15 protein-coding genes are annotated in these 14610 nt (G+C 56.4%); 6 read left to right on the top strand and 9 right to left on the bottom strand.

Annotated features, from left to right (window positions below; translation table 11 throughout):
• The 5 genes from ruvA to aspS all read right to left on the bottom strand — a co-directional run bounded on the left by ruvA (window position 1) and on the right by aspS (window position 4237).
• Window positions 1–615, bottom strand: a complete 615-nt coding sequence (ruvA, locus tag ACOTX1_RS02820) for a Holliday junction branch migration protein RuvA (protein ID WP_003859751.1) — start codon at window positions 613–615, stop codon at window positions 1–3.
• Between the two features lie 80 nt (window positions 616–695).
• Entirely contained in the window at window positions 696–1217 is a 522-nt protein-coding gene (gene ruvC / locus ACOTX1_RS02815; RefSeq protein WP_003859749.1) for a crossover junction endodeoxyribonuclease RuvC, read from the bottom strand.
• 34 nt (window positions 1218–1251) lie between these two features.
• Entirely contained in the window at window positions 1252–1992 is a 741-nt protein-coding gene (locus ACOTX1_RS02810; RefSeq protein ID WP_003859747.1) for a YebC/PmpR family DNA-binding transcriptional regulator, read from the bottom strand.
• 27 nt (window positions 1993–2019) lie between these two features.
• Window positions 2020–2463 (bottom strand): dihydroneopterin triphosphate diphosphatase, encoded by a 444-nt coding sequence (gene nudB / locus ACOTX1_RS02805; RefSeq protein ID WP_003859745.1) that lies wholly within the window; start codon window positions 2461–2463, stop codon window positions 2020–2022.
• Window position 2464: 1 nt separating this feature from the next.
• Window positions 2465–4237 (bottom strand): aspartate--tRNA ligase, encoded by a 1773-nt coding sequence (aspS, locus tag ACOTX1_RS02800; RefSeq protein ID WP_003859743.1) that lies wholly within the window; start codon window positions 4235–4237, stop codon window positions 2465–2467.
• A 262-nt stretch (window positions 4238–4499) separates the two neighbouring features.
• Between aspS and ACOTX1_RS02795 the strand changes: the two genes are divergently transcribed.
• Genes ACOTX1_RS02795 through cmoB form a run of 5 tightly spaced genes read left to right on the top strand, consistent with a single transcriptional unit; the run spans window position 4500 to window position 8080 of the window.
• The gene (locus ACOTX1_RS02795; RefSeq protein ID WP_017384353.1) at window positions 4500–5066 is read left to right on the top strand and encodes a hydrolase; all 567 of its coding nucleotides are present in this window, start codon (window positions 4500–4502) and stop codon (window positions 5064–5066) included.
• Window positions 5063–5881 (top strand): DUF72 domain-containing protein, encoded by an 819-nt coding sequence (locus tag ACOTX1_RS02790; protein WP_023314350.1) that lies wholly within the window; start codon window positions 5063–5065, stop codon window positions 5879–5881. Before ACOTX1_RS02795 ends, ACOTX1_RS02790 begins: the two co-directional genes overlap by 4 nt.
• 51 nt (window positions 5882–5932) lie before the next feature.
• Window positions 5933–6328 carry an MAPEG family protein gene (locus ACOTX1_RS02785; RefSeq protein ID WP_003859737.1) on the top strand — a complete coding sequence of 132 codons (396 nt, stop codon included), beginning with the start codon at window positions 5933–5935 and terminating at the stop codon, window positions 6326–6328.
• A 40-nt stretch (window positions 6329–6368) separates the two neighbouring features.
• Window positions 6369–7112, top strand: coding sequence for a carboxy-S-adenosyl-L-methionine synthase CmoA (gene cmoA / locus ACOTX1_RS02780; RefSeq protein WP_003859735.1), 744 nt, complete (start codon window positions 6369–6371; stop codon window positions 7110–7112).
• The gene (gene cmoB / locus ACOTX1_RS02775) at window positions 7109–8080 is read left to right on the top strand and encodes a tRNA 5-methoxyuridine(34)/uridine 5-oxyacetic acid(34) synthase CmoB (protein ID WP_003859733.1); all 972 of its coding nucleotides are present in this window, start codon (window positions 7109–7111) and stop codon (window positions 8078–8080) included. The genes cmoA and cmoB overlap by 4 nt, the downstream gene beginning before the upstream one ends.
• 260 nt (window positions 8081–8340) lie before the next feature.
• Here the strand turns inward: cmoB and cutC are convergent, their stop codons facing one another.
• Window positions 8341–9084, bottom strand: coding sequence for a copper homeostasis protein CutC (cutC, locus tag ACOTX1_RS02770; protein ID WP_023314351.1), 744 nt, complete (start codon window positions 9082–9084; stop codon window positions 8341–8343).
• 78 nt (window positions 9085–9162) lie between these two features.
• Window positions 9163–9723, bottom strand: coding sequence for a VOC family protein (locus ACOTX1_RS02765; protein ID WP_194303516.1), 561 nt, complete (start codon window positions 9721–9723; stop codon window positions 9163–9165).
• A gap of 238 nt (window positions 9724–9961) precedes the next feature.
• On the opposite strand from ACOTX1_RS02765, the gene argS reads away from it, so the two are divergent.
• Window positions 9962–11695: an arginine--tRNA ligase gene (gene argS, locus ACOTX1_RS02760; protein ID WP_023314352.1), complete on the top strand. Its 1734-nt coding sequence runs from the start codon at window positions 9962–9964 to the stop codon at window positions 11693–11695.
• A gap of 34 nt (window positions 11696–11729) precedes the next feature.
• Here the strand turns inward: argS and ACOTX1_RS02755 are convergent, their stop codons facing one another.
• The gene (locus ACOTX1_RS02755) at window positions 11730–12869 is read right to left on the bottom strand and encodes a glycoside hydrolase family 88/105 protein (RefSeq protein ID WP_032634560.1); all 1140 of its coding nucleotides are present in this window, start codon (window positions 12867–12869) and stop codon (window positions 11730–11732) included.
• 4 nt (window positions 12870–12873) lie between these two features.
• Window positions 12874–14457 carry an MFS transporter gene (locus ACOTX1_RS02750; RefSeq protein WP_045326557.1) on the bottom strand — a complete coding sequence of 528 codons (1584 nt, stop codon included), beginning with the start codon at window positions 14455–14457 and terminating at the stop codon, window positions 12874–12876.
• Window positions 14458–14610: the final 153 nt, after the last annotated feature.

Here is a 14610-nt window from a genome sequence, read left to right as displayed (position 1 = left end):
TCACAATGCAGCGCGCAGCGCTTCACGAATCAGGGTTTCACTGCTGGCATCCGGTTTAGCAATTTTGCTCACCATCCGGCTGGCCTCCTGAGGTTTATAGCCCAGCGCCACCAGCGCGGCAACCGCTTCCTGCTCGGCATCATCATCCGATGCAGGCGCGCCCGGGGAAGTCAGCACCAGATCGGCTGCCGGCGTGAACAGATCGCCATGCAGACCTTTAAAGCGGTCCTTCATCTCGACAATTAAACGCTCGGCAGTTTTCTTCCCGATGCCCGGAAGTTTAATTAACGCAGCCGGATCTTCACGCTCAACGGCGTTCACAAACTGTGGCGCTGACATACCGGACAGAATCGCAAGCGCCAGCTTCGGCCCGACGCCGTTGGTTTTGATCAATTCGCGGAACAGGGTGCGTTCCTGTTTGTTATTGAATCCGTACAGCAGCTGAGCGTCTTCACGCACCACAAACTGGGTAAAGACAACCGCCTCTTTGCCCGCCTCCGGAAGCTCGTAGAAGCAGGTCATCGGCATATGGACTTCATAGCCCACGCCACCCACTTCCAGCAGCACTAACGGGGGTTGTTTTTCAATGATGATGCCTCTGAGTCTGCCTATCACGTGACGCTCCTGCGTTCTGGAAGAAATTATCTGCCGACATAATAAAAAAAGGCTGGATAAACATCCAGCCTGATTTGTCATTATCGTAACCTGCCTCGCGCCAGATTGAGCCGCGACTCGCTCATTTGCATCGCATTCTGGCTGACGTGACAGTGGGTAATCGCAATGGCCAGCGCATCCGCGGCGTCGGCCTGCGGGTTCGCAGGGAGCTTCAGCAGGGTACGCACCATGTGCTGCACCTGGCTTTTCTCCGCGCTACCAATGCCCACCACCGTCTGCTTAACCTGACGGGCCGCATACTCGAACACCGGCAGATCCTGGTTCACGGCGGCAACAATCGCCACGCCGCGCGCCTGACCGAGCTTTAACGCCGAGTCAGCGTTTTTCGCCATAAAGACCTGCTCGATGGCGAAATAGTCCGGCTGAAACTGAGTGATGATCTCCGACACGCCCGCATAGATGAGCTTCAGGCGCGACGGCAGATCGTCCACTTTGGTGCGAATACACCCACTGCCGAGGTAGGTTAACTGGCGTCCCACCTGACGGATAACGCCATACCCGGTGACGCGTGAGCCTGGGTCAATCCCGAGAATAATCGACATCACGCGTCTCCTGTAACGGATCTACACGCTCTCATCAGAGAGTCGCTGCAACCTCATCAGAGATTTCACCGTTGTGGTACACTTCCTGTACGTCGTCGCAGTCTTCGAGCATGTCGATCAGACGCAGCAGTTTCGGTGCGGTTTCCGCATCCATGTCCGCTTTGGTAGACGGGATCATGGAGACTTCAGCGTTATCCGCCTTCAGGCCAGCCGCTTCCAGCGCATCGCGCACGGCACCCATCTCTTCCCATGCGGTGTAAACATCAATAGCGCCGTCGTCGTAGGTCACCACGTCTTCCGCACCGGCTTCCAGCGCCGCTTCCATGATCGCATCTTCGTCGCCTTTCTCGAAGGAGATGACGCCTTTTTTGCTGAACAGGTACGCTACAGAACCGTCAGTGCCCAGGTTGCCGCCGGTTTTGGTGAACGCGTGGCGCACTTCCGCAACGGTACGGTTACGGTTGTCGGACAGACACTCAACCATCACCGCCGTACCGCCAGGACCGTAACCTTCATAAATGATGGTTTCCATGTTCGCGTCTTCATCACCGCCCACGCCACGTGCGATTGCACGGTTCAGGGTGTCACGCGTCATGTTGTTGGACAGGGCTTTATCCACCGCCGCGCGCAGACGTGGGTTAGAGGCCGGATCGCCGCCGCCCAGACGCGCCGCTGTCACCAGCTCACGAATGATTTTGGTAAAGATTTTACCGCGTTTGGCATCCTGTGCCGCTTTGCGGTGTTTGGTGTTGGCCCACTTACTATGACCTGCCATAAAAAGTTCTCCAAAAATCGCGCCTTCTCAGGCAGCGTTAATTACAAATTCTTCAATCGCCTGCCGGTTGCTCCACGACTTGGTCAGTGCGGCGGCATCCGCCGCATCCACCCAGCGGTAGGTCAGGTGTTCCGTGAACACGATCTCCCGCTCATGGGGAAGCGCAAGGCAGAACCATGATTCCGTATTGCGCTCAATTCCCGGTGCATAGCGATGACGTAAATGGCTAAAAATTTCAAACTCCACCGTGCGCTGACAGTCCTTCAGGGTCAGTTGCTCGTAAGCAACATCAATGGCGACCTCTTCCTTTACTTCACGCGCGGCGGCCTGCGGTGCGGTCTCCCCCTCTTCCAGGCTGCCGGTAACCGACTGCCAGAAATCCGGATCGTCGCGCCGCTGCAACATCAGCACCCGCTTCGTGTCTTCTGCATAAATGACCACCAGAACCGAAACGGGACGCTTATATGCCATATCAGTTTTTCTCTTCCTTCTTCACCACCTCAATGCCCAGCTCAGCCAGTGCGGCCGGGTTGGCAAAGCTTGGCGCTTCGGTCATCAGACACGCGGCTGCAGTGGTTTTCGGGAAGGCGATCACATCACGGATGTTATCGGTGCCGGTCAGCAGCATGGTCAGACGGTCAAGACCGAAAGCCAGACCCGCGTGCGGAGGCGTACCGTATTTCAGCGCGTCCAGCAGGAAGCCGAACTTCTCGCGCTGCTCCTGTTCGTTGATGCCCAGGATGCCGAACACGGTCTGCTGCATTTCACCGCTGTGAATACGCACGGAACCACCGCCCACTTCGTAGCCGTTGATGACCATATCGTAGGCGTTTGCCACTGCGTCTTCCGGTGCTGCCTTCAGCTCTGCCGGCGTCATGTCTTTTGGCGAGGTGAACGGGTGGTGCATCGCGGTCAGGCCGCCTTCACCGTCGTCTTCAAACATCGGGAAGTCGATCACCCACAGCGGCGCCCATTTACTTTCGTCGGTCAGGTTCAGGTCTTTGCCGAGCTTCAGACGCAGCGCGCCCATCGCATCCGCAACCACTTTCTTGTTGTCTGCACCGAAGAAGATCATGTCGCCGTCCTGCGCGCCGGTGCGCTCCAGGATCGCTTCCACGATGTCCGCGTTCAGGAATTTCGCCACCGGGCTGGTGATACCTTCCAGACCTTTCGCACGCTCGGTCACTTTAATATAGGCCAGACCTTTCGCGCCGTAGATCTTGATGAAGTTGCCGTAGTCGTCGATCTGCTTACGGCTCAGAGCCGCTCCGCCCGGCACGCGCAGTGCCGCCACGCGGCCTTTCGGATCGTTAGCCGGGCCAGCAAAGACCGCGAACTCAACGGCTTTCACCAGGTCTGCCACGTCCACCAGCTCCATCGGGTTACGCAGGTCTGGTTTGTCGGAGCCGTAGCGACGCTCGGCTTCCGCGAAGGTCATGATTGGAAAATCGCCCAGCTCGACGCCTTTCACGTCATTCCACAGGCTACGCACCAGGGCTTCCATCACTTCACGCACCTGCTCAGCGGTCATGAAGGAGGTTTCCACATCGATCTGGGTAAATTCTGGCTGACGGTCAGCGCGCAGGTCTTCGTCGCGGAAGCATTTCACGATCTGATAGTAGCGATCGAAGCCAGACATCATCAGCAGCTGTTTGAACAGCTGTGGAGACTGCGGCAGCGCATAGAATTTGCCTTTATGGACGCGGGATGGCACCAGGTAATCGCGCGCGCCTTCCGGCGTGGCTTTGGTCAGCATCGGGGTTTCGATATCAAGGAAACCGTGGTCATCCATAAAACGGCGCACCAGGCTGGTGATTTTCGCACGGGTTTTCAGGCGCTGAGCCATTTCCGGACGACGCAGATCCAGGTAGCGGTATTTCAGACGCGCTTCTTCAGTGTTGACGTGGTTGGAGTCCAGCGGCAACGCTTCCGCGCGGTTGATGATCGTCAGATCGGACGCCAGCACTTCGATAGCGCCGGTCGCCATGTCGGCGTTGACGTTTTTCTCGTCACGCGCACGCACGGTGCCCGTCACCTGAATGCAGAACTCATTGCGCAGCTCAGAAGCCAGCTTCAACGCATCAGCGCGATCCGGATCGAAGAACACCTGAACGATACCTTCGCGGTCACGCATATCAATAAAGATAAGGCTACCAAGATCGCGACGACGATTGACCCAACCACACAGGGTGACCTGCTGCCCGACGTGGGACTGACGCAGCTGCCCGCAATATTCTGTACGCATGAGATATCCCTTAATTAGCCGCAGGCTGATTGTCGCCTGTCTCGCAGGCTACGATGTCGCAGCTTTCTGTATGTCACAACTGGATGAAAAAAGGCGGCTATTATACTGGAAATTCTGCCGCACGATAAGAGCGAAGCACGGCCTGACGCGCGTTTGCTGAACTCTTATTGCCTATTCTCACAAAAATTAACAAAATTATCCGACCGATAACAGGCCATCACGTCGTAAGGTGTAGAAAAGCAATCATTTGACGGGAGCGACGATGTTTACACTTGATGCCACCAAAACCGCCCTTGTGGTCATTGATTTACAGGAAGGCATTCTGCCTTTTGCCGGTGGTCCGCACACCGCTGACGATGTGGTCAGCCGCGCTGCGCGCCTGGCAGAAAAATGCCGCGCCAGCGGCTCGCCTGTTGTTATGGTGCGCGTCGGCTGGTCCGCTGATTTCGCCGAAGCGTTAAAACAGCCGGTTGATGCTCAGGCCCCGGCGCAGGCGCTGCCGGACAACTGGTGGACATATCCTGTCTCGCTCGGTAAACGCGACAGCGATATAGAAGTCACCAAACGCCAGTGGGGCGCATTCTACGGCACCGACCTGGAGCTCCAGCTGCGCCGTCGCGGGATCGACACGATTATTCTGTGCGGGATCTCCACCAACATTGGTGTGGAATCCACCGCCCGTAACGCCTGGGAGCTGGGCTTTAACCTGGTGATCGCGGAAGATGCGTGCAGCGCAGCCTCTGCGGATCAGCACCAGGGCAGCATGACCCATATCTTCCCGCGTATCGGTCGCGTGCGCAGCACGGATGAGATCCTCAGCGCGCTATGATGTACGTGGGCCTGCCCCAGTGGTCGCACCCGAAATGGGTGCGCCTGGGTATTACCAACCTTGAAGAGTATGCCCGACACTTTAACTGCGTGGAGGGCAATACCACGCTGTACGCTCTGCCCCGCGCGGAGATCGTCGAACGCTGGCGCGAGCAAACCACCGACGACTTCCGCTTTTGCTTTAAATTCCCGGCGACCATCTCCCACAACGCCGCGCTGCGCAACTGCGATGATTTAACCCACGAGTTTTTCACCCGGATGTCGCCTCTGGCCAACCGTATTGGCCAGTACTGGCTCCAGCTTCCCGCCACGTTTGGCCCACGCGACCTGCCCGCCCTCTGGCAGTTTCTCGAGGCCCTGCCACTTGATTTCACCTACGGCGTAGAAGTGAGGCATCCGGAATTCTTTGCCAAAGGCGACGCGGAGAAAGCGCTCAATCGCGGCCTGCATGAACGATCGGTCAACCGCGTGATCCTCGACAGCCGCCCCGTGCACAGCGCAATCCCGCACAGCGAAGCCGTTGTTGATGCCCAGCGCAAAAAACCGAAAGTACCCGTCCATGCGATCGTAACGGCGCAGAACCCGATGGTCCGGTTTATCGGCAGCGATAACATGCAGCAAAATGAGGAGATGTTCGCCGTCTGGCTGCAAACGCTGGCGAAATGGGAGCACACCACCACGCCGTACCTTTTTTTACATACGCCGGATATCGCACAGGCGCCTGAACTGGTCGATGCTCTCTGGCAGGCCTTGCAGCAGGCGGTTCCGTCGGTTGGCCCCGCGCCGTCCATCCCACAACAATCTTCTCTTTTCTGAAATCACCCCCTATCATAGAGACGTGCCATCTGCCAAAAACAGGGAGTTAGTATGGTCAGCGCGCTGTATGCGGTGTTAGGTGCATTACTGCTGATTAAGTTTTCATTTGATGTTGTGCGCCTGAGAATGCAGTACCGCGTCTCGTACGGTGACGGGGGCTTTTCTGAGCTGCAAAGCGCAATCCGGATCCACGGCAACGCGGTCGAGTACATTCCCGTCGCGTTAATTTTACTGCTGTTAATGGAGATGGATGGCGCTGAAACCTGGATGGTGCACGTCTGCGGGCTGCTGCTGATAGCAGGGCGTTTGATGCATTATTATGGTTTTCACCACCGCCTGATCCGCTGGCGTCGTTCCGGCATGAGCGCGACCTGGTGCTCGCTTTTGCTGATGGTGCTGGCTAACCTTTGGTATATGCCGTGGGAGTTGGTTTTCTCCTTCCATTAGCGCACAATATGCCCCTTTATTTTTCCCGGATTTTTACGTTATGTCAGATCGCGACACGCTTTTTTCCGCGCCTATCGCCAGCCTGGGCGACTGGACCTTTGATGAACGGGTAGCCGAAGTCTTCCCGGATATGATCCAGCGCTCTGTTCCCGGTTATTCCAATATTATCTCCATGATCGGCATGCTGGCGGAGCGTTTTGTTCAACCCGGCACGCAGGTCTATGACCTGGGCTGTTCGCTGGGAGCGGCAACGCTGTCCATTCGTCGTAACGTTCATCACGAAGGCTGCAAGATTGTGGCTGTCGATAACTCACCGGCCATGGTCGAACGCTGCCGTCGCCACATTGACGCGTATAAAGCCCCTACGCCTGTGGAGGTGGTAGAAGGCGATATCCGCGATATCGACATCCAGAACGCCTCGATGGTGGTTCTGAACTTTACCCTTCAGTTCCTGGTGCCGGACGATCGTCAGCGGTTGCTGGATAAAATTTATCAAGGCCTTAACCCGGGCGGCGCGCTGGTGTTGTCTGAGAAATTCAGCTTTGAAGACGCCAGCGTGGGCGAACTGCTGTTCAACATGCACCATGATTTCAAGCGTGCAAATGGCTACAGCGAGCTGGAGATCAGCCAGAAGCGCAGCATGCTTGAAAACGTCATGCTGACGGATTCCGTAGAAACCCACAAAGCGCGCCTGCGCAAAGCCGGATTTGAACACAGCGAACTGTGGTTCCAGTGCTTTAACTTTGGTTCTCTGGTGGCGCTGAAAGCCGGAGACGCAGCATGATCGAGTTCGGTAATTTCTATCAGCTGATTGCCAAAAACCATCTTTCCCACTGGCTGGAAACCCTGCCTGCGCAAATTGCCACCTGGCAGCGCGATCAGCAGCATGGTCTGTTGAAGCAGTGGTCCAACGCCGTGGAGTTTCTGCCTGAACTGACGCCTCATCGTCTGGATTTACTGCACAGCGTGACGGCGGAGAGCGAAGAGCCGCTCCCGGCCGGGCAGATCAACCGCATCGAAACGCTGATGCGTAACCTGATGCCGTGGCGCAAAGGGCCGTTTTCACTTTACGGCGTAAACATCAACACCGAGTGGCGCTCTGACTGGAAGTGGGATCGCGTTCTGCCGCATTTATCCGACCTGACCGGGCGCACCATTCTGGACGTGGGCTGCGGTAGCGGCTATCACATGTGGCGCATGATCGGCGCAGGCGCGCATCTGGTCGTCGGTATCGATCCGATGCAGCTGTTCCTGTGCCAGTTTGAAGCGGTGCGTAAGCTGTTGGGTAACGACCAGCGTGCGCACCTGTTGCCGCTGGGTATCGAGCAACTCCCTGCCCTGAAAGCCTTTGATACCGTTTTCTCGATGGGCGTGCTGTACCACCGTCGTTCCCCGCTGGAGCATCTCTGGCAATTGAAAGATCAGCTGGTCAGCGGCGGCGAACTGGTGCTCGAAACGTTGGTTATCGAAGGCGATGAACATGCCGTTCTGGTGCCGGGCGATCGCTATGCGCAGATGCGCAACGTTTACTTCATCCCTTCCGCGCTGGCGCTGAAGAACTGGCTGGAGAAATGTGGGTTTGTCGATGTACGCATCGCCGATGTGTGCGTGACGTCGATTGAAGAACAGCGTCGCACCGACTGGATGATCACCGAATCGCTGGAGCAATTCCTCGACCCGGACGATCACAGTAAAACCATCGAAGGCTATCCGGCCCCGATGCGTGCGGTATTGATTGCGACGAAGCCGTAGTTTGTGCCGGGTGGCGGCTGCGCCTTACCCGGCCTACGCGTCGCACGTTTTCTCCAAAATAGTTCAAGTTGCAGCAAGGCGGCAACGCAGCGAATCCCCGGGAGCTTACATCAGTAAGTGACCGGGGTGAGCGAGGCGGCCAACGCGGCTGCGGCTTGAAATATGAAGGAGAAAAAAAGGCCCCTGTGTAATTTGCAGGGGCCTGGTACAAGCAAGCATCATATTGGGCGACATGATGCGCGGTAAAAATCGGTACGTTGCTACACGTGATGACGTTCAATCAACGATTTCATTACCGCAACCGACTCTCCATCCACACCGTAGCGCGAGTACTCATCCGCTTCAGCATCCGTCGACATTGACAACCCTGTATTGCGATAACGCATGGGTGAAGGTATCCATTTACCCGCTGAGCTGTGCAGCTCTTCCACCCCTGCGTTTAAAAACAGTTCCAGATTGCTGGCGCGTACTCCTGCGCCCGCCATGATTATTGGAACACCGGAATGTGCTTTTAGTTCCGTAATTAATTTCAGTCCTTTTTCAGCCGAGGACTGCTGGCCCGACGTCAGAACGCGCGCCACGCCCAGTTCTGCCAGCGTATCAAAGGCTTGTATCGGATCCTGACACATATCGAACGCACGATGAAAAGTGACCACCATCCCCCGGGCGGCGCGCATGACCTGACGCATACGCGGAAGATCGATGTTGCCGTCTTCGTCCAGTACACCGATCACCAGCCCCGGAAAACCTAAATCACGGACGAGGGCGATATCCTCAAGCATGGCACTGAACTCACCCGCCGTATAACAAAAATCACCGCCGCGCGGGCGAATAATCGGGTGCACCGGAATAGTGATGGCCTGACGGGCTGATTTCAGCACGCCAGAGGACGGGGTTAATCCTCCTTCTTTCGGTGCCGCGCAAAGCTCGATGCGATCGGCCCCGTGCCGTTGCGCAGTGACGGCACACTCCACGCTGTAACAACAAATTTCCAGCAGCGCCATGTCATCCTCCTTAAATTTCACTCAACGTATCATCGTGGCACGTTGCCCGATTGGTGTCTGGATAGACGCTCACAATGCTTACGCTTCGCTGGCGACGATCTGCTCGATAGTCCAGGGATGGAATTTCACCGTCACGTTGCCGTCCGTTACGGCAAGCGTAGGGTTCGGTAAGCGTTCGCGCTCCCCTTTTGGCGAGCTGGTTTTGACGAAAATACCCGGCTGGCTTAACCCCTCGTCGGAAAGCAGCGCCAGCGCACTGGCGTTCAGCGTCTCGGGTTCCCCAGGCAGAACAATTTCGATATGCTCCCAGCCTTCGTGCGGATAACGCTTCTCTCCTGGCCAGGGCAGTTCCACAACGGTGAATTGCCAGTGCGCCACCGTTACCGGCGCGTGAAGTTTGAACAGGCAAATCGGGCGACCGTTAATGATATTCTCTGACAGCAGTTCTCCGCACTGTTCAAAGCCACGCCGCCAGCGTTCGGCGGTGGCATTCTGGTGGCAGCGCAAAGAGATGTGATCGGCCTCAAGCGGCGCGATATCCAGCCCGAGACGGGTGGCAAGTTCTGTGAACGCCTGGGTGAAGCGCGGTAAATCTGCGGAAATATCATGCAGTTCGTCAATGGTGTGCCAGTTCGCCATAGGTCAGTCTCGTTTCGTGTCGCAAAGCCGCTAATTTACTCTGTTGCCCTCTGTCGACCAACAGCAGAATCACGGTTTTTTCGACTGCATGATTATGCATACCGTCTTCGCCTGGATTCTGAGCGATCTTCGCCCCCCGCAGGGCTGACGCCCGAAGGCATTTGCAGTATACTCCCGCCCTAAATTCTTAAACTGGCGTGGGTGTTTTTTACCCGCATCAAAAACGTAAGGTATCCAGGTGAATATTCAGGCTCTTCTCTCAGAAAAAGTCAGTCAGGCACTGATTGCCGCAGGTGCGCCTGCGGATTGCGAACCACAGGTTCGTCAGTCAGCGAAAGTACAGTTTGGCGACTATCAGGCTAATGGCGTGATGGCAGTGGCTAAAAAACTGGGCATGCCGCCGCGACAGCTCGCTGAGCAGGTACTGACGCATCTGGATCTCACCGGCATCGCCAGCAAAACCGAAATCGCCGGTCCAGGCTTTATCAACATTTTCCTTGAGCCTGCGTTCCTGGCAAGCCACGTTGACGCGGCGCTGAAATCTGACCGTCTGGGCGTGGCTCAGCCAGAAGCGCAGACCGTGGTGGTTGACTACTCCGCGCCAAACGTGGCGAAAGAGATGCACGTCGGTCACCTGCGCTCCACCATCATCGGTGACGCGGCAGTGCGTACCCTGGAGTTCCTTGGTCACAAGGTGATCCGCGCTAACCACGTAGGCGACTGGGGCACGCAGTTCGGCATGCTGATCGCGTATCTGGAAAAACAGCAGCAGGAAAACGCAGGCGAAATGGCGCTGGCAGACCTGGAAGGTTTCTACCGTGAAGCCAAAAAGCACTATGACGAAGACGAAGCCTTCGCCGAGCGCGCGCGCAGCTACGTGGTGAAACTTCAAGGTGGCGACCCGTACTTCCTCGAGATGTGGCGCAAGCTGGTGGACATTACCATGTCCCAGAACCAGCTTACCTATAATCGTCTGAACGTGACCCTGACCCGTGACGACGTGATGGGTGAAAGCCTGTATAACCCGATGCTGCCAGGCATTGTGGCGGACCTGAAAGCTAAAAATCTGGCGGTGGAAAGCGAAGGCGCAACGGTGGTGTTCCTTGATGAGTATAAAAACAAGGAAGGCGAACCGATGGGCGTGATCGTCCAGAAAAAGGATGGCGGCTATCTTTACACCACCACCGACATCGCCTGTGCGAAATACCGTTACGAAACCCTGCATGCGGACCGCGTGCTGTATTACATCGACTCCCGTCAGCACCAGCATCTGATGCAGGCGTGGACTATCGTGCGTAAAGCGGGTTATGTGCCGGATTCCGTGCCGCTGGAACATCACATGTTCGGCATGATGCTGGGTAAAGACGGTAAGCCGTTCAAAACCCGTGCGGGCGGCACCGTGAAGCTTTCCGATCTGCTGGATGAAGCGCTGGAACGCGCGCGTCGCCTGGTGGCCGAGAAGAACCCGGACATGCCTGCTGACGAGCTGGAGAAACTTGCTAACGCGGTGGGAATTGGCGCGGTGAAATACGCGGATCTCTCCAAGAACCGTACCACCGACTATATCTTCGACTGGGACAACATGCTGGCGTTTGAAGGCAACACGGCGCCATACATGCAGTACGCTTATACCCGCGTACTCTCCGTCTTCCGTAAAGCCAATATCGACGAAAGCGTGCTGGCGAATGCTACGGTGTCTATTACCGAAGACCGTGAAGCACAGCTGGCTGCCCGCCTGCTTCAGTTCGAAGAGACGCTCTCCGTGGTCGCGCGTGACGGTACGCCGCACGTTATGTGTGCTTACCTGTACGATCTGGCCGGTCTGTTCTCTGGCTTCTACGAACACTGCCCTATCCTCTCTGCCGAGAGCGAAGTGGTGCGCCACAGCCGCCTGAAGCTCGCGCAGCTGACGGCGAAGACCCTGAAGCTCGGTCTGGACACTCTGGGTATCGAAACCGTAGAGCGTATGTAAAAAATAAACCCGGCAAGCGCCGGGTTTTTTATTATCAGAAATACTTCCGCAAATACTCCGTCAGGCACAGTATCGCCATCGCCTGCCCGTACGGCATCGACGTGAGCGGTATCTGGCGATAAAACTCAAGATCGCTTCCCATCCCGGTCCCGAACGAGGTTTGCAGCAGCTCCCCTTCCGGCGAGATGTTTTTCACGATACCGCGAATCGCTTTCTCCGCCACCTCTGCGTACTCTGCGCCGACATAACGCTTGCGCACGGCTTTCAGAATGCCGTAGGCAAACCCTGCCGTGGCCGACGCCTCCAGATAAGATTCAGGATCGTCCAGCAGCGTATGCCACAAGCCACTCTCGTCCTGACATTTTGCCAGTGCGGCGATCTGCGCGTTCAGTATCTGCACCAGATAGCGACGAACGGCGTTGTTTTCCGGCAGATCCACCAGCTCGAGGAAATCCGGGATCACGATGGTCAGCCAGCTGTTGCCGCGCGCCCAGCGGGCCCGGGCAAAGTTGTGATTGCCGTCGTAATTCCAGCCGTGGAACCACAGCCCCGTCTCCCGATCCATCAGGTTCTGTACGTGGAGCAGGAACTGATAGATCGCCTCCTCGACGTACTCCGGCTTGTTCAGCAGCTTGCCGATTTTCGCCAGCGGCAGCACCGTCATCATCAGCGTGTCATCCCACATTTGCTGATGGTTCTCTTCCGCCAGGGTGATGTGCTGCATGCCACCATGTTCGGTGCGCGGCATCTCATTCATCGCCCATTCCGCCCAGCTTTCCAGCCACGGCAGCCAGGCCGGGTTTTTGGTCTCTTCGTAGCGATACGCCAGCGTCAGGAACGGCGACATGGTATTCACGTTTTTGGTGGTTGCGCCTTCAGCGAAACGGTCAGTAAACCAGCTGTCGATAATCTCGCGCATGCCCTCGTCACCGGTCTGGCAGTAATACTGCCAGATACCGTATAAACCGACGCCGTGGGTCCATTCCCATCCGGCCCAGCCTTTGGTGTCGATCACGCGCCCGTCGTCCAGCCGCAGTAAAAACTCACCCGTTTTGTCGTGGATATTGACCAGGTTATGCGTCACCTTTTGAATCAGCGATTTCAGCTCATCCCTGGCGATAAAGCGCTCAGGCTGACGCAGTAACGGGCTATGTTTGACAGGCCAAACTTTCATCATCTTAACCTCTGTTGTATGTCGAATTCAGTACCGCGCGATCCTTCAGCGAAGGGGCCGCCGGCTTATTGCGATTCAGATAACCGATATTGTTGTTGCCCCACAGGGATTCATACGGCATACCGGCCAGCATCTCCACGGTGGCGCGGGCCTGCGGGGTCGCCGCCTCCGGCATCGCATGGCCGGACTCGCGCATTTTCGCGGTCTCTTCACGCAGGGTGCTGTGGGTCTGCAAATTGAGTTTGAAGCGCAGGGAGACCAGGAAGCCGCAGAACAGTACCAGAATGGTGCCGACGCTCAGGATCATCAGGATAGTGTGGCTCACTTCCGCAGGCTGCACTTTTTGACCGCTGACAAAGCCAGACATCTGCATCACGATCCCCACCAGCATTACCGCACCGGCCTGGGACGCTTTACGGGTCAGCGTCATGATGCCCGCGAAGATCCCTTCGCGACGCTGACCGGTGATCACTTCGTCCACGTCAGCAATGTAGGTGTAGGTATTCCACGGTACGTAGTTGATCCCCCCGCGACCAAGACCGGCAACCGCAGAGATCAGCAGCAGCAGAGCGTAAACGTCGCTCAGGCCCGCGTAATAAAGCACCGCGTAAGAGAGCGAGGCCAGGCCAAACAGCACGACCACCATGCGGTAAGACGGCGCAGGTCCGAAGCGAATGCACAGCGGGATCATGCCGATCACGGCGAGGAACTGGAAGATGGCCATCGTGCCCAGCAGGTTGGACGCCATTGACGCCTCCTGCATCAGCACAAATACCACGTAATAGGTAAACACGGCATTAAAGACGTCCTGTGCGATGTAGCCGCCAAGGTACATCCCCAGATGCTGGCGGAAAATCTTGATACGCAGCGTCGAACTTATTTCAACAAAAAGGCGATTCAGGCTCTGCCCAAGGGTCAGCTTTTTCTTCTCTTCTTCAGCACGCAGGGCCGCTTCAGACCACTCTTCCCGCGGGCGCTCCCAGGTAAAGAACCAGACGAACGTAAGCATCAGTGCGCAGAGTACGGAGAAGACCAGGCTTGCATAGAAGAAGGAGATCGCGTTGTCTTTGCCGAAATGCGTGAGCAGGATCCCCGGGAGGAAGGAAGCCAGAATAGCGGACATCTGCGCCATAGAGATACGCGCCCCGGAGAATTTGGTTTTCTGTTTGAAATCGTCCGTCATCTCCGGCACCAGCGTTTCGTATGGCACCAGGATCATGGTGTAGACGATATCAAAGATCAGATAGGTCAGCAGGTAGTACCAGAAACTCATGTCCCCTACCCACATCAGCGAGTAGCTGAAAACGCAGGGAATACCGAGCAGGATGAAGAACTTACGACGGCCAAAACGCTTGCCCAGCCAGGTGGTGCCAAAGTTATCGGTTAAAAAGCCCATTAACGGGCTGACAACCGCATCCAGCACCCTTGCGGCGGCGAAGATAAAGGTTGCTTCAATCGGTGTGAGTCCACAGAAGGTGGTATAAAAATACAAAAGCCAGGCGGCCGTCAGGGCGGTGGTTCCCGCCCCGAGGAAGTCCCCTGACCCGTAAGCAAGATAATTTGCGAGTCCAATTTTACGTGTTTTCATTGCCGTCAACCCTAATCAGTTTTGGGAGACTCCCTGTAAGCAAACCTCGTCCGGGAGTTTTTACACGGCTACAGTAAAAGTATCGACCTGTTGATACCTTTCTGTTTCTGCCATCACAAAGGGGTGAATGGCAAAAATGCAAAGAGTGTCAAT

The sequence above is a fragment of the Enterobacter cloacae complex sp. IR5401 genome, assembly GCF_049238425.1.
Taxonomy (GTDB): Bacteria; Pseudomonadota; Gammaproteobacteria; order Enterobacterales; family Enterobacteriaceae; genus Enterobacter; species Enterobacter hormaechei_C.
The sequence above is the reverse complement of the archived record's forward strand: the minus strand, read 5'-3'. Positions and strand labels throughout refer to the sequence as shown.

Excerpts from the sequence above, each read along its gene's own strand:
- ruvC (WP_003859749.1), bottom strand. The coding sequence starts at position 1,217 with ATGTCGATTATTCTCGGGATTGACCCAGGCTCACGCGTCACCGGGTAT.
- ACOTX1_RS02810 (WP_003859747.1), bottom strand. The coding sequence starts at position 1,992 with ATGGCAGGTCATAGTAAGTGGGCCAACACCAAACACCGCAAAGCGGCA.
- nudB (WP_003859745.1), bottom strand. The coding sequence starts at position 2,463 with ATGGCATATAAGCGTCCCGTTTCGGTTCTGGTGGTCATTTATGCAGAA.
- aspS (WP_003859743.1), bottom strand. The coding sequence starts at position 4,237 with ATGCGTACAGAATATTGCGGGCAGCTGCGTCAGTCCCACGTCGGGCAG.
- ACOTX1_RS02795 (WP_017384353.1), top strand. The coding sequence starts at position 4,500 with ATGTTTACACTTGATGCCACCAAAACCGCCCTTGTGGTCATTGATTTA.
- ACOTX1_RS02790 (WP_023314350.1), top strand. The coding sequence starts at position 5,063 with ATGATGTACGTGGGCCTGCCCCAGTGGTCGCACCCGAAATGGGTGCGC.
- ACOTX1_RS02785 (WP_003859737.1), top strand. The coding sequence starts at position 5,933 with ATGGTCAGCGCGCTGTATGCGGTGTTAGGTGCATTACTGCTGATTAAG.
- cmoA (WP_003859735.1), top strand. The coding sequence starts at position 6,369 with ATGTCAGATCGCGACACGCTTTTTTCCGCGCCTATCGCCAGCCTGGGC.
- cmoB (WP_003859733.1), top strand. The coding sequence starts at position 7,109 with ATGATCGAGTTCGGTAATTTCTATCAGCTGATTGCCAAAAACCATCTT.
- cutC (WP_023314351.1), bottom strand. The coding sequence starts at position 9,084 with ATGGCGCTGCTGGAAATTTGTTGTTACAGCGTGGAGTGTGCCGTCACT.
- ACOTX1_RS02765 (WP_194303516.1), bottom strand. The coding sequence starts at position 9,723 with ATGGCGAACTGGCACACCATTGACGAACTGCATGATATTTCCGCAGAT.
- ACOTX1_RS02755 (WP_032634560.1), bottom strand. The coding sequence starts at position 12,869 with ATGAAAGTTTGGCCTGTCAAACATAGCCCGTTACTGCGTCAGCCTGAG.
- ACOTX1_RS02750 (WP_045326557.1), bottom strand. The coding sequence starts at position 14,457 with ATGAAAACACGTAAAATTGGACTCGCAAATTATCTTGCTTACGGGTCA.